Source organism: Polynucleobacter sp. AM-7D1, from assembly GCF_018688455.1.
Taxonomy (GTDB): domain Bacteria; phylum Pseudomonadota; class Gammaproteobacteria; order Burkholderiales; family Burkholderiaceae; genus Polynucleobacter.
This window is the reverse complement of record NZ_CP061319.1, coordinates 1,272,833-1,292,549: the sequence shown is the minus strand read 5'-3', so window position 1 is coordinate 1,292,549 and position 19,717 is coordinate 1,272,833. Positions and strand designations below refer to the sequence as shown.

At 45.2% G+C, this 19,717-nt stretch carries 18 protein-coding genes; 11 read left to right on the top strand and 7 right to left on the bottom strand.

The genetic code is table 11. The annotated features are described in order from the left end of the window. The first annotated feature begins 14 nt into the window (after positions 1-14). Positions 15-875, top strand: a complete 861-nt coding sequence (gene cobA / locus GQ359_RS06760; RefSeq protein ID WP_215386168.1) for a uroporphyrinogen-III C-methyltransferase — start codon at positions 15-17, stop codon at positions 873-875. Here cobA and GQ359_RS06755 read toward each other — a convergent pair. Then, the gene (locus GQ359_RS06755; protein ID WP_215386166.1) at positions 798-1,160 is read right to left on the bottom strand and encodes a sirohydrochlorin chelatase; all 363 of its coding nucleotides are present in this window, start codon (positions 1,158-1,160) and stop codon (positions 798-800) included. The genes cobA and GQ359_RS06755 overlap by 78 nt on opposite strands. A gap of 181 nt (positions 1,161-1,341) precedes the next feature. Here GQ359_RS06755 and GQ359_RS06750 point away from each other — a divergent pair, with 181 nt between their 5' ends. Then, the gene (locus GQ359_RS06750) at positions 1,342-1,818 is read left to right on the top strand and encodes an isoprenylcysteine carboxylmethyltransferase family protein (RefSeq protein ID WP_215386164.1); all 477 of its coding nucleotides are present in this window, start codon (positions 1,342-1,344) and stop codon (positions 1,816-1,818) included. A gap of 28 nt (positions 1,819-1,846) precedes the next feature. Continuing rightward, positions 1,847-2,299 carry an OsmC family protein gene (locus GQ359_RS06745; protein WP_215386162.1) on the top strand — a complete coding sequence of 151 codons (453 nt, stop codon included), beginning with the start codon at positions 1,847-1,849 and terminating at the stop codon, positions 2,297-2,299. 78 nt (positions 2,300-2,377) lie between these two features. Here GQ359_RS06745 and lysS read toward each other — a convergent pair whose 3' ends face one another. From lysS to GQ359_RS06725, 4 genes are all read right to left on the bottom strand, one after another. Next, the gene (gene lysS / locus GQ359_RS06740; protein WP_215386160.1) at positions 2,378-3,934 is read right to left on the bottom strand and encodes a lysine--tRNA ligase; all 1,557 of its coding nucleotides are present in this window, start codon (positions 3,932-3,934) and stop codon (positions 2,378-2,380) included. Positions 3,935-3,968: 34 nt separating this feature from the next. Further along, positions 3,969-5,073 (bottom strand): peptide chain release factor 2 gene (gene prfB, locus GQ359_RS06735; protein ID WP_215301335.1). Its coding sequence is split into 2 segments (ribosomal slippage): positions 3,969-4,991 and positions 4,993-5,073, totalling 1,104 coding nucleotides; the frame shifts between segments, so codons are not numbered across the junction. Positions 5,074-5,101: 28 nt separating this feature from the next. Beyond that, positions 5,102-6,847, bottom strand: coding sequence for a single-stranded-DNA-specific exonuclease RecJ (recJ, locus tag GQ359_RS06730; protein WP_215386158.1), 1,746 nt, complete (start codon positions 6,845-6,847; stop codon positions 5,102-5,104). Then, entirely contained in the window at positions 6,844-7,803 is a 960-nt protein-coding gene (locus GQ359_RS06725) for a hypothetical protein (RefSeq protein WP_251367845.1), read from the bottom strand. The genes recJ and GQ359_RS06725 overlap by 4 nt, the downstream gene beginning before the upstream one ends. Positions 7,804-7,873: 70 nt before the next feature. On the opposite strand from GQ359_RS06725, the gene GQ359_RS06720 reads away from it, so the two are divergent. From GQ359_RS06720 to GQ359_RS06705, 4 genes are read left to right on the top strand one after another with little or no spacing between them, the layout of a single operon-like run. Next, positions 7,874-9,133 carry a lipoprotein-releasing ABC transporter permease subunit gene (locus GQ359_RS06720; RefSeq protein WP_215387922.1) on the top strand — a complete coding sequence of 420 codons (1,260 nt, stop codon included), beginning with the start codon at positions 7,874-7,876 and terminating at the stop codon, positions 9,131-9,133. Beyond that, on the top strand, positions 9,126-9,836 hold the full coding sequence (gene lolD / locus GQ359_RS06715; protein ID WP_215386154.1) for a lipoprotein-releasing ABC transporter ATP-binding protein LolD: 711 nt from the start codon (positions 9,126-9,128) through the stop codon (positions 9,834-9,836). The genes GQ359_RS06720 and lolD overlap by 8 nt, the downstream gene beginning before the upstream one ends. Beyond that, the gene (locus GQ359_RS06710) at positions 9,833-10,693 is read left to right on the top strand and encodes a TatD family hydrolase (protein WP_215386152.1); all 861 of its coding nucleotides are present in this window, start codon (positions 9,833-9,835) and stop codon (positions 10,691-10,693) included. The genes lolD and GQ359_RS06710 overlap by 4 nt, the downstream gene beginning before the upstream one ends. 4 nt (positions 10,694-10,697) lie before the next feature. Then, a complete protein-coding gene (locus GQ359_RS06705) occupies positions 10,698-13,187 on the top strand; it encodes a DNA internalization-related competence protein ComEC/Rec2 (RefSeq protein WP_251367844.1) in 2,490 nt (829 codons plus the stop codon). A 121-nt stretch (positions 13,188-13,308) separates the two neighbouring features. Here the strand turns inward: GQ359_RS06705 and GQ359_RS06700 are convergent, their stop codons facing one another. Next, a complete protein-coding gene (locus GQ359_RS06700; protein WP_215386150.1) occupies positions 13,309-14,277 on the bottom strand; it encodes a tripartite tricarboxylate transporter substrate binding protein BugE in 969 nt (322 codons plus the stop codon). A gap of 329 nt (positions 14,278-14,606) precedes the next feature. On the opposite strand from GQ359_RS06700, the gene GQ359_RS06695 reads away from it, so the two are divergent. From GQ359_RS06695 to GQ359_RS06680, 4 genes are all read left to right on the top strand, one after another. Continuing rightward, on the top strand, positions 14,607-15,401 hold the full coding sequence (locus GQ359_RS06695) for a class I SAM-dependent methyltransferase (RefSeq protein ID WP_215386149.1): 795 nt from the start codon (positions 14,607-14,609) through the stop codon (positions 15,399-15,401). Next, positions 15,398-16,684: an O-antigen ligase gene (locus GQ359_RS06690; RefSeq protein ID WP_215386147.1), complete on the top strand. Its 1,287-nt coding sequence runs from the start codon at positions 15,398-15,400 to the stop codon at positions 16,682-16,684. Before GQ359_RS06695 ends, GQ359_RS06690 begins: the two co-directional genes overlap by 4 nt. A gap of 541 nt (positions 16,685-17,225) precedes the next feature. Continuing rightward, on the top strand, positions 17,226-18,416 hold the full coding sequence (locus tag GQ359_RS06685; RefSeq protein ID WP_215386145.1) for a hypothetical protein: 1,191 nt from the start codon (positions 17,226-17,228) through the stop codon (positions 18,414-18,416). Positions 18,417-18,482: 66 nt separating this feature from the next. Then, complete coding sequence (locus GQ359_RS06680; RefSeq protein ID WP_215386144.1) at positions 18,483-19,397, top strand: restriction endonuclease; 915 nt, start codon at positions 18,483-18,485, stop codon at positions 19,395-19,397. Positions 19,398-19,417: 20 nt separating this feature from the next. Here the strand turns inward: GQ359_RS06680 and GQ359_RS06675 are convergent, their stop codons facing one another. Beyond that, positions 19,418-19,600: a hypothetical protein gene (locus tag GQ359_RS06675; protein WP_215386142.1), complete on the bottom strand. Its 183-nt coding sequence runs from the start codon at positions 19,598-19,600 to the stop codon at positions 19,418-19,420. Between the last annotated feature and the right edge of the window lie 117 nt (positions 19,601-19,717).

The following is a 19,717-nucleotide window of genomic DNA, read 5'->3' as shown; positions in this document are numbered from 1 at the left end:
CAGAGAAACAGCGAATGTCTACAACTCACACTCCAGAACTTGGTAAGGTTTTTTTAGTCGGGGCAGGCCCTGGGGCTGCAGACCTCATTACTTTGCGTGGTGCAAGATTATTGGCGCAGGCGGACATCGTGTTTCACGATGCCTTAGTAGATCCAACAATGTTGGAGCTTTGCCCTCAGGCAACTAAAGTTGCCGTAGGTAAGCGTTGCGGCAAACTCTCTTCCGCACAGCATTTTATTAATAAGCGCTTAGTGGATGCGGCAAAAAAGTATCAAATCATTATTAGACTAAAAGGTGGCGACCCGATGATGTTTGGTCGTGCTGATGAAGAAATCCAAGCACTCAAGCTAGCTGGTATTGAAGTGGAAGTCGTGCCTGGCATTACTGCTGCTTTAGCTGGTGCTGCTTCTATGCAGCAATCACTCACCTTGCGAGGCGTTAGTAGAAGTGTAGCTTTTGTCACTGTAGCGCAAGGACGAGGCCTAGGCGGCGATAATCCTTCAAAATCAGAACATGCCCCTCTGGCGCAACCCAATGCAGATACCTTGGTGTATTACATGGGGCGTAAAGATGCAACAAGCATTGCTAAGCAATTAATTGAGAGTGATGCCAGGCACGATGATGGGACGCCCGTCCATATTCTGGAGGCCGTCAGCACCAAGAATGAACGTCATTGGTCCAGTACTCTCGGCCAATTGGCTAAGGGTGAAGCAAATGAGTGGTTTAACGCCGCTTCACCAGCGTTAATTATGATTGGCGAAGCTTTAAGACAAAAGCCACAAGTACTGTCCTCAGAGTTAGATGGCTCTTGCAGCGTACTCAATGATGGACTGCAAAACAGCATCGTCCTCACCAACTGCCGGCGTAGCGCTTAAAGTAATTTCAGGAAATTTTTCACGACAAGCGGCGAGTAGGACGGGAAAGTCATTACGTAAGTGGCCGCCTTGCCCAAAAAATACGGGTAGAACCGTAATCTCTTTGGCCCCCTGAGACACTAAAAAACCTACAGCTTCCTCAAGGCTTGGCTCCATCATTTCCAAAAAGGCGAGCTCAACCCCTATATTGGAATGCTGCGCCACCCATTTTTCCTTTAAGCGGTCAAATGGTTCACGCCAGCGAACATCACGGGCGCCGTGGCCAAATAAAATGAGAGCTTTCATGTAGTCCTTCTGATTGATATTTTTTAATGTTTCAAAGCTTACCCTGAATTTCATTGAGTGTCTTTAATGCCGTGATGATAGGGTGTTTGTCTTTAAAACAAACGCGACATTTAAGATAGCCATCACTAGCTGTTAGGGTAGACTGTGACATTCTCCCTATACCGCTTTAGTAATGAACACCTTGGCTCCAAAATCTATTATTGAACGCGGCGCTTGGTATGTCGTCATTCAGGCAATTCTGATTGGTTTGATTTTGCTTGGCCCTAAGGGGCCAGATTTACTGACTTCCGAGTCTCTCAAAAATATCTTGATGTCGTCTGGTATTTCGGTTGGCCTGATGTCAATCTTGGTGATGCTGATTGCAGTGATCAATCTGGGTAAAAATCTTACCCCCTTGCCATGTCCAAAAGATAATGCGCAGTTAGTACAGTCTGGCCTCTATCGTTATGTTCGCCACCCCATTTATTTTGGAGTGCTTCTGGCAGCACTTGCTTGGTTCCTGATCTTCCCTGGCGTGTATGTTTTGGCTTATGCAATTGCCTTATTTGTTTTATTTGATGTCAAGGCGAGAAGGGAGGAGATTTGGCTGGTAGAGCGCTTTCCTGCCTATACAGCATACCAATTGAAAGTTAAAAAATTAATTCCAGCAATCTATTAAGATAGTGTTTTAAGTTATTGGAGAGTATATGAGCGGCGAACCCTCTGTAAGGCTTGTTCAGCAAGCTGATTATCAATTTGCGATTTATTACAACGAAGAGCGGGATCCTATATATGGTGACGAGCCACCGCCATTAGGTACATCTCAAGGCGCTACTCCGTCACAGTTCTTGCTCGCTGGTGTTGCAAACTGCCTGTCTGATTCTCTATTGTTTGCCCTCCGAAAATTTAAGCAAAATCCAGAGCCAATTGAAACCAAGGCACGTTGCGAGATTGGAAGAAATGAACAAAACCGCTTACGCATTCTGGCGATCTACGTTGATATTCATATTGGTGTTCCAGGTGCAACTTTAGAAAACCTGGATCGAGTGTTGGCTCAGTTTCAGGATTTCTGCACCGTATCTTCTAGTGTTAGCCTGGGTATTCCAGTCAATGTCACGGTTATCGATAGCGAGAACACAAAACTATATCCAGCAAGTTGAGTTTTCCAGGCCTATCAATAGAAAAAGCCGCAGAGGAGTCTGCGGCTTTTTAATTTCTAAGAATAGAGTTTGAATTAATTACTCTTCCTCGCGACGCAGGTGAGGGAACAAAATCACATCACGAATATTAGGTGCGTCAGTCAGTAGCATGACTAAGCGATCAATACCAATGCCACAACCGCCTGTTGGGGGCATGCCGTATTCCAGTGCACGAATGAAGTCATGGTCAAAGTACATCGCCTCTTCATCACCCGCTTCTTTTTGCTCCACTTGCTTACGGAAGCGGTTGGCCTGATCTTCGGCATCATTTAACTCTGAGAAGCCATTGGCGATCTCACGACCGGTAATGAACAATTCAAAGCGTTCGGTAATGCCAGGACGTGTATCGGATTCACGAGCGAGAGGGCTGACTTCAATTGGGTAATCGATAATGTAAGTTGGCTCCCAGAGGTGTGACTCGGCAACCAATTCAAATAAAGCAAGTTGCAAGGCGCCAATACCGGCATTCTTCAGGGTTGGGGAATCTGGGTTCTCGCCACCTTTTTTCAATTCAGCACGAATAAATGCAGCATCTTCCAGTTGGGCTGGCTCATAGCTCTTATTGGATTGGCCGCAATATTTCAGAATCGCTTCGGTAATCGTGAGGCGCTGGAAAGGTTTGCTGAGATCAAGTTCACGACCTTGATGGTTCAGAACGGAAGTACCTTGCGCATCCATTGCAGCAGAGCGAATTAAGTTCTCCGTAAAATCCATCAGCCAACGGTAATCCGTATACGCTGCATAGAATTCCATCATCGTGAATTCTGGATTGTGACGTGGGCTAACTCCCTCGTTACGGAAGTTGCGGTTAATTTCAAAGACGCGCTCAAAACCACCTACAACCAAGCGCTTCAAGTAGAGTTCTGGAGCAATACGCAAGAACATTTGCATATCCAAAGCATTGTGGTGCGTAATGAATGGCTTAGCGGTAGCACCCCCAGGAATCGGGTGGAGCATTGGTGTTTCAACTTCCATGAAGTCCGCATCTAGCATATGGCGACGCAATGAGGCAATCGTATTGCTCCGCGCTCTGAATGTATTGCGGCTCTCTGGATTCACAATCAAATCAACATAGCGTTGACGATACTTGGTCTCTAAATCTGAGAGTCCATGAAACTTATCTGGAAGGGGGCGCAATGATTTGCTCAGCAGGCGCAGATTGCTGCATTCAACGGAGAGTTCACCCTTATTGGTTTTAAAGAGATTGCCTTCGGCAGAGATAAAGTCGCCCATATCCCAGTGCTTAAATGCACCATGAGTATCAGCACCGCTGATTTCATCATTGATGTAGAACTGAATCTGACCGCTACGATCTTGAATGGTCGCAAAACTGGCTTTTCCCATGACGCGCTTGAGCACCATACGACCGGCAACCTTGACATGCACCTTCTTAGCGGCTAATTCTTCTTTAGTGAGGCTGTCATAGTGAGTATGCAGATCTGCAGCTAAGTGGGTGGGTACGAAGTCATTTGGAAACGCTACTCCGCCTTCGCGTAACTTGGCTAATTTCTCGCGACGCTCGGCAATGATGTGATTTTCATCAACAGCTTCAGTGGCTGCCGCTTGGTTAGGATTGGAGTTCACTTGATCGTTCATATGCAATATTAATAACTGGAATAGGGGGAATGAATCAAACGCCTTGTTTCAGGCTGGCTTCAATAAAGGCATCAAGATCGCCATCCAATACTTTTTGTGTATTGGATATCTCAACGTTAGTACGTAAGTCTTTAATGCGGCTTTGATCGAGCACGTAGGAGCGGATTTGATGACCCCAACCCACATCGGTTTTGCTTGCCTCAAGCTTGTCTTGCTCTGCACGACGCTTTTGCATCTCATGCTCATACAAACGTGATTTCAACATCGTCATCGCTTCAGCTCTATTGCGGTGTTGGCTTCGGTCATTCTGACACTGCACCACAATTCCAGTTGGAAGGTGGGTTAAGCGAACTGCAGAGTCGGTTTTATTAATGTGCTGACCACCCGCACCAGAGGCGCGATAGGTATCAGTACGAATATCGGCTGGATTAACATCAATCTCAATCGAGTCATCAATCTCTGGGTATACATAAATACTGGCAAAAGAGGTGTGACGACCGTTTGATGAATCAAATGGTGATTTACGAACTAGGCGGTGAACGCCAGTCTCTGAGCGGAGGTGGCCGTAAGCATACTCACCATCGACTTTGATAGTGGCGCTCTTAATGCCAGCAACGTCACCGTCAGACTCTTCCAGAATTTCTGTTTTATAGCCTTTGCGTTCGCAATACTTGAGGTATTGGCGGAAGAGCATGCTGGCCCAGTCGCAAGCCTCTGTTCCGCCAGCACCCGCTTGAATGTCAATAAAGCAATTGCAGGAATCCATCTCGTTATGGAACATGCGACGGAACTCGAGATCATGGATGATCTTGCTGTAGCTCTCAACGTCTTGCTCAATAGCGCCAATCGTTTCAAAATCACTTTCTTCTTTGGCCATATCGAATAACTCGATGGCACCAGTGATATTGCTATTTAAATCAGTGAGGGTGGCAACAACGCCATCAAGCAATTTCTTTTCTTTGCCGAGGGCTTGTGCTTTCTTTTGATCATCCCAAATGGTGGGATCTTCAAGAATAGAGTTAACTTCAGTAAGGCGTCGTGACTTTACTTCGAAGTCAAAGATACCCCCGAAGTGCTTGCTCACGGGTGAGCAGATCGGACAGGGTATTTGAAATAATATTGAGTTGTTCGGCTTCCATCCCCTAATTATAAGGGGGTTATTGCAGATCAAGCCTCGTCGTGGGCCTCAACCATGAGTTGTACGCGAGCTTGACCCTGAAAGCGGTCTGTTACTAGGCGATAGGCCAGCTTGGCCTTGGCTGGCAAGGGCTGAGTCCGGTTGAACCAAACGCCGGTAAATGGTTTGCTGGCTAACTGGCCATCCCCAATCGGGCGAAGCTGTAAGCGTAGATGTTTTTCCTTCATGAGGCTTTGCTGTCCGACTTCAAATTCCCCATAAAAAATGGGCTGAGGAAAGCCCTGGCCCCAGATTTCTTCAGCAAGAAGATCGCCCGTTTCTGGCGTGAACTCAGAAAGATCGAGGGAGCCATCATGAATATGGCGACGCTCTAATAGTTCATCGTTCAGTAATTCATTGGCAACTTGTTGAAACATTCCATCAAACTTTTCAAAATCCGCTTTTCTGATGCTCAGGCCCGCTGCCATGGCATGACCACCAAATTTGAGAATCAGACCCGGCTCACGTTTAGAAACAATATCTAAAGCATCGCGTAGATGAAAGCCTGTCAATGATCTGCCGGATCCACGTAACTCTTCTCCGCTAGCACCATCTGCTGGAGCAAACACAATTGCAGGGCGATTAAAACGTTCTTTGAGGCGGGATGCCACGATACCAACTACGCCTTGATGCCACTCTGCATTCCAAAGACAAATGCTAGAGCGCTCGGCTATGGTACCTGCCAATTGATCTTCGGCGAGGTGGGCGAGGGCAGCTTCTTGCATGCCACCTTCAATGACGCGTCGCTCGCGATTAATGCGATCTAGTTCGTATGCAAGCTCAATAGCCTCTTCAGGTTTATCGCTGAGCAATAAGCGGATGCCTAGAGTCATATCTGCTAAGCGACCAGCGGCATTCAGGCGAGGCCCAATTGCAAAACCTAAATCAAAGGTATTGGCTTTTCGAGGATCTCGTGTTGCGGCCTGAAATAGTGCTTGAATACCTGCTTGTGACACTCCCGCGCGAATACGCTTTAAGCCATTGGAAACCAAGATGCGATTATTACGATCAAGTTGCGCTACATCCGCTACCGTACCCAAGGCCACCAAATCTAATAAGTTCTCGATTTTAGGTTGAGTCTCAGTAGTAAATTTTCCGCGCTTGCGAAGTTCTGCGCGAAGAGCCACCAATAAATAGAACATCACACCCACGCCTGCAAGCGCTTTGCTTGGGAATGTGCAGCCAGGCTGATTGGGGTTCACGATTGCAGTCGCTTTTGGTAATCGATCACCTGGTAAGTGGTGATCAGTCACGATGACTTCCATGCCCAATTCGCGAGCTCGATCAACACCAGCTTCACTAGCAATACCGTTATCCACCGTAATGAGATATTTGGGTTTTGGAGTTTGCTGCGCAGCTAAATCCACTACCTCTGGAGTTAGTCCGTAGCCCATCGTAAAACGATTCGGCACTAAGAACTGAATGGGGGTATCTGGCCCACCCAACATCTTTAAGCCTCTGAGCGCAACAGCACAGGCAGTGGCGCCATCACAGTCGTAGTCTGCCACCACCAGCATCGCTTCCTGACGCTCGAGAATATCGGCGAGTAGGGTGGCGGTGCTGATGCAGTTTTTCAACTCCACTGGTGAGAGAAGTTGTTTGAGATCTAATGAGAGTTCATCGGGTTTATCAATACCACGTGCTGCGTACAGTCTAGCCAGTAGTGGGTGTAAACCGCTTTGTTGCAACCAACTGGCCGTACGATCAGAAAAGGGGCGCTGAGAAAATACACTCATGTTGAGATGATTTCTAACCAAGTTAAGGGTGCTGATTTTTTCCAGAAGGCCCAAGATTTTTTATGTAGGTCTTTAGCTGTAAAGATTCTGTGGCGGGTTTGACCCTTTGGAAAATCGATAATTTCAATCTCATGCAATTCTTGATTGAGAAGCGCTTTGCTTAAGTTATCCCAAATGCTGTCAGGGCGATCAATCCACGCAAAGGCATTCTGAAGTTTTGAGAAATCAATTTCGTTCTGCTGGGAAATTCCAAGATACTTTGCCAATCCAGGTAGAAAGGCATGATCTCCATATATCTGATTTACTTTCTCAAACAATTGAGGAGTCTGAATATCCGCTAGTTTGCCGATGCCGCTAATCCACAGCGAGTTAATGCTGGGGTATCCGCGTTGCTCACGTTCTACATTGACTGCGTCAATATGCCAGAGCATCTGAATTTCATTCTGGAGTTTTCGCCAGAGTTTGGCAATTCCAATTTCACTCGTATCGCGTGGCATCCACCAATCGATATTGCGCCCATGTGCTTGATCAATGGAGTGCGTAGCTAGACTGGCAAAAGGCCCTGCTGGAATAAACCAATCACGCTGCCCTTGGAATAAGACTTTGCTGCCAAAATCCTCTTCAATAAATGGGAGGGCAACATTTAGTAATCCGGCAGATTCATTTTCAGTCAGATCTATCTGACTTTGTGCCATCAAAATCAAGTGATCTCGGGTAGCGTGCAGGTGCACCGGTTGAAGGCAGGCTATGGTTTCAATTGGATTGATCGTCAAGTCACTCTGACCTAATAGCAATACTGGAGCTATTGGGAGTCTATCGCCCAATAGAAACCGCTCTTGTGGCAGTCCACTTGGCGGGGTATTCTGGTCCAGTCCAGCGTCAATAGCATCTTCCCCTGACACCATCAGGGTAAAGCGTCGCAAAGCACTTGCTGGGGAGGTCAAATTAGCAGTCATTCCCCTGATTTTAGGTGGCATTTACAGTTTCCATTGGTTTGCTCGTTTAATTCACTAAACTGTATATATGTTGAGACTTCCTATTGAGCTAGAAATTGGCCTGCGCTACACCCGATCCAAGCGTCGGAAGACCGTGGGTAAGCGTGATGGCTTCCTCTCTTTTATCTCCGGAATCTCCACGGCAGGTATTGCTTTAGGCGTTGCCGCCCTGATTGTGGTGCTTTCGGTCATGAATGGCTTCCAAAAGGAAGTGCGCGATCGGATGCTTTCCGTCCTTTCTCATGTTGAAATTACTGCCCCAGATGGCTTGGCCAATTGGGAGCCGATTGCACTGAAGGTGGCTGCTCAGCCTCACGTTGTTGGTGTCGCCCCAATGGTGAGCTCACAGGGCTTATTGAGTCGCGATAGTGTGATGCGTGGCGTCGCTATTAGAGGTGTACTTCCAAGCGAAGAAGGTAAGGTTTCTGATTTACCAAAACAATTTGTTACCGGCAGCATTGAGGATCTCAAGCCGGGGACTTTTGGTGTTTCCCTAGGTGCACAACTTGCCAATATGGTTGGCGCACGTGTTGGCGATCGTATTAATCTGATCGTTCCAGAAAGTGATCTCACTCCAGCAGGTGCCATGCCTAGAATGCGAACACTTCAAGTCGTCGGCATTGTGGATAGTGGCCATTATGAGTACGACAGCTCCCTTGCCATCATGCATTGGAAAGATGCCGCCGCTTTATTGCGTTTACAGGATCCATCTGGTTTGCGCGTGAAGGTGGATGATATGCAACGTGCACCAGAGATTGCATCTGAGTTAGCTCAAGTTGTTCCGCAAGCATTGTGGGTAAGTGATTGGTCAAGATCAAATCGCAATTGGTTTGCAGCAGTTCAAACTGAAAGGAAGATGATGTTCATCATCCTGACTTTGATCATTGCTGTGGCAGCCTTTAATTTGGTTTCTACCTTGGTAATGACGGTGAATGAGAAGCAGGCCGATATCGCCATCTTGAGAACGATGGGCGCAAGTCCAGGACTCATTCAGCGCATCTTCTTGGTACAGGGATTGGCGATTGGATTGCTGGGCTCTCTAGCCGGTGTTGGTTTGGGGCTCCTTATCGCCTTAAATATTGATGTGATTGTTCCAGCTATAGAGGCAATCTTCCGAGTGCGCTTCTTGCCCCGCGATGTCTACTTTATTAGTGAGTTGCCTTCGGATGTGCGTTTATCTGATGTGGTGACAGTGGGCTTAATGGCTTTCGGCCTCTCTATATTAGCAACCCTGTATCCAAGTAGACGTGCCGCCCAAGTTCAGCCTGCGGAGGCATTGCGCTATGAGTAATTTCAAGAATGAAAAAAACAGTGATGTGATTCTGAGTGCATCCGACCTAGCAAAGACCTATGGCAAAGGATCAACAGCAGTTGATGTTCTTAAGGAAATTGATTTACAGGTAAACGCTTCCGAAAAGGTAGCAATTGTTGGCTCTTCAGGTTCAGGTAAGAGTACTTTGTTGCATTTATTGGGTGGTTTAGATACGCCTAGCTCAGGGACAGTCATCTTGGCTGGAGAAAATCTCCATCAATTGCCAGTGAGAAAACTAGATCAATTGCGTAATCAGAGTTTGGGTTTCATTTATCAGTTCCATCATCTCTTAGATGAATTCAGTGCTGTTGAAAACGTCGCCTTACCTTTACGTATTCGTGGATTGAGTAATGAAGAGTCTATGGAGCGTGCCAATACGATGTTGCATGCGGTCGGTCTAGCTAAGCGAGTTCAACATACCCCAGGTGAGCTATCTGGTGGTGAGCGCCAGCGAGTGGCGGTAGCTCGTGCCTTAGTGGGTAATCCAGCTTGCGTCTTAGCAGATGAACCAACGGGTAATCTCGATACCGAAACTGCCGATGGTGTATTTGACTTAATGTTGGATATTGCTCGTGAGCAGGGCACTGCTTTCGTGATCGTGACCCATGATCCTATTCGCGCTAAACGTTGTGACCGGATTTTGCATTTAGAGCGTGGAGTATTAAAGACTTTCGCGCAATGAGCGAAGTTGGTAAAAAGCTCGTATGGGTTGATACCCATTGCCATCTAGATGCGCCGGAGTTTTTAAGCTCTCTTCCTGAGATTGTTTCAAGAGCGGCTAGTAAAGGCGTTAAAGCCATTTTGCTGCCTACAGTTCAATCGTCTGATTGGCTTAAGGCTAGAGAGTTAGTAGACCAATTTAGCAATCAAATTCCTGGCTTGGTTTATACCCTGGGTATTCATCCGCTATATATTAAGCAAGCGCAAGAGAGTGATATTGATATTCTCAAGAAACAAATTGAGGGTTCATTAGACGATCCTCGATTTGTGGGCATTGGCGAGATTGGCTTAGATTATTTTGTTGAGGGACTTGATCCGCAGCGCCAAGAATATTTCTTTCATAAACAACTCGATTTGGCTCAACATTTCCAGTTGCCAGTCATTTTGCATGTGCGCCGCTCACAAGATGCGATTCTCAAAGCCCTACGCAAAAGAAAAGTCCCCAGCGGTATAGCGCACGCTTTTAATGGTAGTCATCAGCAAGCCGAGCAATTTATTGAATTGGGTTTCAGGTTAGGATTTGGTGGGGCGGCAACCTACGATAGAGCATTACAGATTCGCCGTCTTTTAAAAGAATTGCCGCTTGAGAGCATTGTTACTGAAACGGATGCGCCGGATATTCCGCCGGCATGGCTTAGAGAAGAGGGTGGGCAATTTAATGAGCCCGCTTTACTCCCCAGAATTGCTCAGCAATTAGCTGGTATTCGCGGTATTAATGAAGAAGTATTTTCAAAAGTAGTTTGGCAAAACGCAATGCAGGTATTGCCCCGTTGGTCGTTATTATTGGCTAACAAACTAAACCCACAGTCCGCCTCTTAAGAACTTGCGCATCAATATTGCGGCGTTCATCGCCGGGGGATCGCTTCTTCTATTTTTGCCTGCTGTGCCAGAGTATTGGCATTGGATATGCATAACAACCATCTTCATTTCTCTATCCTGCGCCTACATCAAGCGCTCGTTAATTCAATATAGCTATGTAAGCAGCGCATTACTCACCACATGCTGTTTTGCTTTGGGATTTGCTTGGAATGCACATTACGCACAAAGTCGACTAACTCATGTTCTTTCCATCGAGTACGAGGGTAAGGATCTTGTTCTTGAAGGCAGAGTCAATGCCTTGCCACAAAGTTCTCCTGGTGGCGCTAAGTTTTCTTTTGAGGTCGATCAGGCATGGTTAGGAAAAGAGTTCATTAATTCATTTCCTAGGCAGGTGTATTTAAGCTGGCAGCCAGCATGGCGTAACCCTCAAGATATCACCCAAATTATTCCGGGTCAGCGCTGGGAGTTCAAAGTCAAAATCAAAAGGCCATATGGGTCGCTCAATCCTTACACCTTTGATTTTGAGCGCTGGTCTTTTCATCAAGACTTTGGTCCCATTGGATCAGTGAGGTCCGGCAAGTTACTTCTTGAAAAAGAGATTGGCATGTCTGAGTTCGCTCTAGCCATGGAATATCAGCGTTGGAAATTAAGGCAAAAAATTGAGCGTCTACTTCCAAGGGATGCACGTTACGGTGGGGTGATTGCAGCGCTGGTCATGGGGGATCAAAATGCGATAGATCAAGAAGACTGGCGTGTATTTAATGCCACTGGTATTGGACATCTCATATCCATATCAGGCCTTCATGTAACGATGCTGGCCGGCTTCGGTGCGATGCTGGCCACCTTTTTATGGCGTCGTAATAATCTGCCCTTATTGATCCCTGTTGGGAAGTTTGCTGCGGCAGTAGGTTTTCTAACGGCATTTGTCTATGCATGGTTAGCTGGATTTCAGATTCCGGCACAACGAACGATGTATATGGTGGGCGTAGTTGCATTTGCTCTATGGTCAGGCAGAAACCCCCGATCATTTGATATCTGGTGGTGGACTCTCTTTGTTGTTCTACTGATTGATCCAATGGCACCCTATACGCCGGGATTCTGGCTCTCATTTGGGGCGGTAGCGGCAATTTTGTTCGCTATGCAGGATTCGGATGGTTTGTTGGGCCTACCCACTGGCAGAGAGTTGGAGCTTGATTGGCGGCATAGATTTTCTGAAGCACTTAAAGAGGCTTGTCGTGTACAGGTCGTTGTCACTATCGCACTTTTGCCATTGACTCTATATTGGTTTTATCAAGTCTCGATAGTGTCGCCATTGGCAAATGCAATTGCCATTCCTGTGGTGAGTTATATCGTGACGCCTCTGGCGATTGCGGGCGCCTTATTGCCTGACTTTATAGGTAAGTGGCTATTAATATCAGCCCATGCCACGATGGATTGCCTAGCTATCATGCTGGCTTGGATGGCTAATTGGAGATGGGCAGTCGCCTGGTTCAGTCAGCCTGCTTGGTGGGCGATAGCACTTACCACCGCTGGTATCGTCTTGGTGATTCGCCCTGGATCGATCAGAGGGAGTTGGATTTCCAGAGTCATCGGGCTCGCACTCACTATGAGTTTATTCATCCACCCAAGTCAAAACACCAATTTATCTACAGGTGAATTTCGAGCAACGGTACTTGATATCGGGCAAGGCACGGCAGTCCTCATTGAAACAAAAACAAAGCGATTGCTATATGACACTGGACCCATTCAAGGAAAAGATAATGCTGGCCAAAGAATTATCTTGCCGTATTTGAGGGGGAAAGTAATTAGTCATATTGATCGCATGGTGATTAGTCATAGCGATAGCGACCATATTGGAGGTGCTGCAACTCTGTTAAAAGAAATACGGTTTGACTCGATGATGGGATCCTTGCCAAGTGCCAATCCATTGCTCGCAAATTTAGAAGGTAGAAAGATTCCTGCGATCCCTTGTCGCTTTGGCCAGCAATGGTCATGGGATGGGGTGGAGTTTCATATTTGGCATCCGCATGAGCTAACAGTTTTTGAAGATCAACACCCTAGAAAGCCCAATGAAGTAAGTTGTGTTCTGGAAGTTCGTAACTCAAGCACTTCGTTCTGGTTAACAGGTGATGTTGAAAAGCAGGGTGAGGCTGATATTACTGAGCGCTTAACCCAAGAAGTACTAAGTGACTTACAAAACAAAGCGCTGATATTCATGGCTCCACATCATGGTAGCAAGACATCCTCATCCCAAGAGCTCTTAACCGCACTAAATCCTGATGAAGCATTTGCACAGAACGGCTATCGAAATCGTTATGGGCATCCACACCCAACGGTCACAGCCCGATATCAAAGTATGAATATTCCCTTCTATCAAACACCAATCACTGGTGCGCAGATTTGGGAATTTCCAGCTAAATGGGAGTTAAACGAGAGTGAGCCACTATTTTGGCGCCAGCATAGCCAGCGCCTATGGCATCGAAAAGGAGAGTAGATCGATATAAGCGTTTATGGTGTGTATGGTGTGTATAATTCAAAAGGACATGCGCATTAAGTAATAAATTGCAATAATAAAAAACCGCCCTCAGGCGGTTTTTTATTGAGTGTTTATGAAATTACTCTAATTCTAATTTCTGCTTAGCAACAACTCCTTTGTAGGTTGCAAGCTCAGCAGCCATTTCTTTGGAGAAGGCATCAGGACCATTCACGTTAATGATAGAACCGGTGTCTTCAATGCGCTTTCTGACAGTAGGATCCAAGACTGCTTTTTGAGCGGCTGCATAAATCTTATCCACCACATCCTTAGGCAGACCTGCAGGGCCTAATAGGCCGTAGTAAGCCATTCTGTTTGCTGGTGCTAAACCCACCTCAGCAAATGTTGGAACATTTGGCAGTTGTGCGATTCTCTTAGGTGCAGCAATCACAATTGGAATAAGGCGACCATCTTTGATGAAGGGGAGTGCAGAAGGTAGGTTGTCAAACATGATGGGCACTTGACCGGCTACAACATCAACGAGACCAGGGCCTGCACCACGGTAAGGAATGTGAACGATAAATGTTCCAGTCAAACTCTTAAATAACTCTGTTTGCAGATGGCCAATACCACCAGTACCTGAGCTCGCGTAGGAATATTTGCCAGGATTCTTTTTGATGACCTCAATAAAGGTTTTGTAATCCCTTGCTGGGAATGATGGGTTCACCACAATCACATTGGGTGTCGCAGCAATATTAGTAATTGCTGTGAAGTCCTTCAGTGGGTCGTAACCAATCTTAGTATTAATTGCTGGATTAGAGGCTGTAGTAGAAATTGTGGCCATACCTAGTGTGTACCCATCCTTCGGAGCACGTACCACTTCTAGTGCGCCAACAGAGCCGCCACCACCAGCTTTGTTTTCCACAATGACAGATTGACCAAGTTGCTTGCTTAATGGCTCAGCCATGCTGCGTGCAATGATGTCGGTACTCCCGCCGGGGGCAAATGGAACAACAATTCTGATAGGTTTGTTAGGGTAGTTTTGAGCGATCGCTCCAAAGCTAATGAGTGAGCCACAGGCTATCGCAACTAATTTACTGGTTAAGGTCATTGCTTGTTCTCCAAAATAGGTACTTCATGGGAATTGTTAATTCATTCTCGCACTTGGTATAGTGGACGACTAGGGTTATAGGAAGCAATTCCCACTGAGTTTAGGTTGTTTTGCTAATGCCCTTGGTGTAATCTTTAGGAAGAATTTTCTTGGTAGCCAAATACCTCAAGCGGGCTCAGGATATATTGAATTTACCTTCAATAATGTAAATTCAGAGTTAAATGCTGGCGTTAGTGATTTGCGAGGTTATTCTTTCACTCGTACTTTGTTATTGTTCCATCCTCTGTATACAATCAATCATTACTTTATGTGGATAACCTAGAAATATTATGATTAAGTCTCGCTCCGAGCTATTTTCTAAAGCTCTCAGATTTCGCGCTGAAGGTAGATTGTATGATCTTGCTGATGCTGGCTTGGATGATGTTTTTCGTGGAAGCGTTGATCGCTTTGTTGAGATCGCCTTTCGTCTTCAGGGCAGTTTGCGCGTTCTCGATGTAGGAGCGGGTCACGGCATATTGGTGGCATTTCTATCCGCTCTTGGGCACGAATGCCATGCAGTTGATCATGAGGACATGAGTGCGCGGTTTCCGCTTGCCTATGGCAGCAAAGATATTGAAATAAAGAATTCAATAATTGGTTTTAAGGTATGCAATATCGAGGTCGACCCACTCCCATTTGAAGACAATTCTTTTGATGCAGTTGTTTGTTGTCAAGTACTTGAACACTTTACTCACTCCCACCTTCCAGCTGTGCGAGAAATGCTTCGGGTTCTCGTTTCTGGTGGACTGCTTGAAGTTGATGTTCCAAATGCTGTTTCATTTCGCAATCGAAGTCGCATTATTCGTGGTCGCAATATTACCTATGACTATGCTGAGCATTACTTGCATGCCAAGCCAATTCTTTATGCAAATAAATCCTTTTATCCACTACGTCATAACCGCGAGTTCACTCGTGATGAATTGACATTATTGCTGGTTGAGGCTGGATTTAAGAAGGTTGACGTAACTTTCTTAAAGTCTCGTCGTTTGCGAACTGGGTTAAGTCGTATGCAGTCAATGGGGACTGCGCTGAAGGACTTAGTGCCATCATTTAGAAAGTCCTTGATTGGTTGGGCGGTAAAGTGACTCAACTTTTGCAACTGAGGTCTGGTCATATGGGCTTGGGACTTCTGATTGATGTAATTGGACGCTACGCAGTGATTGGTGTAGCCTTTGCCTTACCTATTTCCACTGCGCTATCCAATATATTTCTTGGACTGGTTTTGGTATGCTGGCTTGCTAGCGGTCAATATAAAGATAAATTTCGTTTATTTATAAATAATCCAATAGCGCTCGCCTCCACAGTGCTATTTACTTGGCTTGCAATAAGCCTAGTTTGGGTTGATGATCTTAGTTACGACCAAGTGCACTTTTTTCGCAAGTATTCAAACTTGCTATTTGTAAGTATTTTCATTTGGTTTTTTTTGGATAAGACTTGCCGATCCAAAGTCATTTTTGCATTTTCGATATCAATGCTGCTTACCCTAGCCTTATCGTATTTGGCGGCATTTGGTCTTTTGCCTTCGATGTCATGGCTGCATGCTACGCCTGGTAATGCTACGATTTTTAGGCTGCACATAACGCAAAATCTCATGATGTCGCTTGCCGCTCTAATTTTTTCACTGTTCTCTGTAGAGGCTTGGAGGGGTGGACGTAAATTTCTAGCGGCTCTCTGGGGGCTGGCCTGCCTCTTAGCTTTGATTAATGTGATGGTGATGGTGCAAGGCCGAACGGGATATCTTGTTGTAGCTGCATTTATTGTTCTGGTTTTCGGGCTGCGTGCTGGTTGGCGGGGGTTGCTAATTGCCGGCGCTTTAGTCTGTCTGGGCTCTTTTGCGGTTTATGAAGGTTCCGATTCAATGCGCAAAAGAGTTAACCTTGCGGTATCTGAATATTCAAATTGGCAATCTGAAAGACCGGTGTCTGATGGTAATTCAATCGGATCTCGATTAGAGTTTTATGTCAACAGCTTTAATTTAGTTAGCCAGCGTCCTCTGGTCGGTTATGGGCTGGGTAGTTTTCCCGTTGAATATAAGCGTCAAGTAGATGGTACCGGGAGAACTCCAACTAATAATCCTCACAATGAGGCTCTACTGCTTCTTGTTCAAGCTGGAATTCCTGCTTTGCTACTTTTTCTTTATTTGTTGGTTAGATTGGCATTGGCTGGTCGGAAAATGTCCTTGTTAAGCGAGCGTGTTTTAGCCCCAGCTTTGGCTCTTTGGATGGGGGTTGGAGGGGTCGTGAACGCCTTGTTAATCGATCATGCAGAAAGTCTCCTGTTTTCCTTGATGATGGGCTTGCTGGCTGCCGCCTCAATTGCATCCGACATTCCAAGATCCCCTGAAAATGGCACCCCAGTCACCAGTTGATTTGTGTAGGTAGCATCGGGTAGTTGCTATTGTGGTGTTCATAACTGCGTTCGAAGGGGAAGCTCTTGGCCAACTACAGCAGTCATGATTAAAAATTCCAATCTTAGTTACCATAATTTGCGCCTCTGTAATTGAATCACCCTCTGCGGGCGCCAGTATTTGCAAAGCCGTGTTTTAGTATCCCTAGGGTTGCTTATGGCACAGGAGAGATCAAAAAAGCTTTCAAGTCGATAAACCTGAAAGCTTTATGAATGTTGGTTGCGGGGGCAGGATTTGAACCTACGACCTTCGGGTTATGAGAGCCAGTGTCCCGAAGTACCAGACTTTTTACCCCTTATCCTGTATACCCTCTAGCCCCATCCCCTAAAAAGCACTAAACTAGGCACCAAAGTCATAAAGGGGTTAAAACACCGTGGGACGAGCCAAAATCGTAGAGGGGACTAAACAAAGTATCCCCAAATTCCCTGAAAAACTGGTCATTTTTAAGGTGGAGTGTTCCCGCTTTTGGTGGGCTCGGGTTTATGTCAATGGTCAGATGAGGATGAGATCGACCAAAACCGAGGTCAAAAAAGAGGCTATTGAGGTAGCTAAGGAGTTCTTCTACGAGCTTTTACAGAATAAAGGGGGTAAGGCTGGATCTAAGGTCAAAACCCGCTCTTTCTCTGGTCTAGCCGTTTCTCTACTGGATATTGAAAAAACGACAGCTAAGAAAAGCCTGTATTTGAACGATAAGGGAAAAATCAACAATTTCCTGATTCCTCATTTCGGTGAAAAACTCATTTCCGAGATCGACCACAAGGATTTAGTCGGGATGATGGAAAAGCTCAATGAAAAGGAGCTATCTCCAGCTACTAAGAAACATTACCTATCTTTGGTGAGTAAGATTTTCAAACACGGTGTGGAGGAGGGGGTGATCAAATCCATTCCTCTATTTCCTAAGATTTCGGAAAGACTGACAACGAAGGAAAAGCGTGATTTCCTGACGATGGGTGAATACACGAAGCTAAACAATACGGCTCGTGATTTAGCGAAAGACGGATTTGTAGTTCGAGGTGTTCCGATTACCGAAGAGATGAAACTCTTGAATAAGTTCATGGTTAACTCATTCTTAAGACCATCGGATATCAAAGTCTTAAAACATAAACATGTAAACCGTAAGACCGATAAGGATATTGATGGAGAGCCAGTCGAGTGGTTGGTTCTGACTCATCCAGCCACAAAGACAACGGCTCGTGAAGTACAGACAATGCCGGAGTGTGTCGAGATTTATAACGAGCTAGTAAAGTTTAGAAAAGCCGAACACACTAGAAAGCTTAAAGAAGCAAAAGCAATTCAGGATGATAAGAAGCGTCAGAAGGCTCTAGAGGAGCTTGAAGGATCACCGTACATTAACCCTGATGATTATGTTTTCTTCCCGACCTACCTCAATAGAACCACCATGATGAGTACTTGGGGTCGTCTCTTCCGTGAAGTAGTGGCTCAATCAAAGCTACAGGAAAAGACTGGAAAGAATATTCAGCTCTATAGTCTTCGTCATACCTCGATCATGTTCAGATTGATCTATTCACAGGTAGACACATTGGTTTTAGCTAAGAATGCTCGAACCTCACAAGCCGTTATTGAACAGTTCTATGGAGCCCATTTAACAACGGCTCAGGCTCGTAAACAACTACATTCATTTATTGAGAAAAAGCCTATAAAGATTAAAGTTGATAAAAATATTTCAGGGTAAATATTAGTTATGATTAGTATGAAATAATCAATCAATTAAGGTGTAAATAAAGTCAGGGTTTACGGAATGAGCTTACCAACCTATCAAAATTTTTATCCAATCCTTCTTAGGAATTCTTTAGAAGCTAAAACCGCTGATGAATATGTGGCTATCGTAGCCTCTGAATTAAATATTACTGAAGAGGACTTGGCGCTTCGTTACCCTAGTGGTGAAGGAATTATTAGAAATAGAGTTAGGTGGGCTATTCATTATTTAAGAAGAGCCGAGCTCTTAACTAAACCTAGCCGTGGGATTTATAAAATTACCGACAGGGGGGTTAATTTTCTCCATCAACATCCGACGGGTTTCAACAATAATGATTTATCTCAATTTGCTGAATTTAATGAATTCAGGAAACAGTCAGCTGTGGAGGCTGAGATTGACGGAGATAAACCGATCTTAAAAGCTGAAACATCTTCTGAATTAACACCTACTGACCGTTTAGAAATAGCCACTCGTGAGCTTGACGAAGATTTACAACGGGAGCTACTTGAAAGAATATTAGATCAAACCCCCGCTTTCTTTGAAAGACTGGTTGTGACGCTTTTATCTGGTATGGGTTACGGTAGTGAAGGAACTTTAGCTAAAGCGATTGGTAAAAGTGGTGACGGTGGAATTGATGGTGTGATTCACCAAGACAAATTAGGCTTGGATGTTGTTTATATTCAAGCAAAGCGATATGACACTCAAAACCAAATTGGTAGACCTGAGCTTCAAGCATTTGTTGGCTCTTTAGCAGGTCATCAATCCACTAAAGGTGTTTTTGTAACTACCTCATACTTTTCTAAACCGGCTCTCGAATATCTAAAAACAATTCAGACAAGAATTGTCCCTATCGACGGTAAGCGTCTTGTTGGCTTAATGATTGAACACCAGGTCGGAACTAGAATCGCTCAAACTTTTAATGTGAATAAGATTGATGAAGATTTTTTCATTGATTAATCACCACGACCATAGCTTTACTACCTTGGCTCTGAGAAACGGTAAACGATTGGCTCGGGGATTTCTTGATCAAATCGATCAGTTTGTCCTTTGATATAGACATCCCCGTTTTTTGAATCTGCTTGGCTAATTGATCCGACATTCTTTTCCTCTTTTTGTTTTTTCTTCTTATTCAATTCAACCCACTCTAAAAATCCCATCATCAATAAAGCTCCTTTCTTACTTTAGAAAAGCCTTCTGGGTTGTTGAAATGCTCGTTATAAAACCTCTTAAGAGCGTATCGAATGATTTCACTTCGGTTGTAACCCAGTCGGTCACAT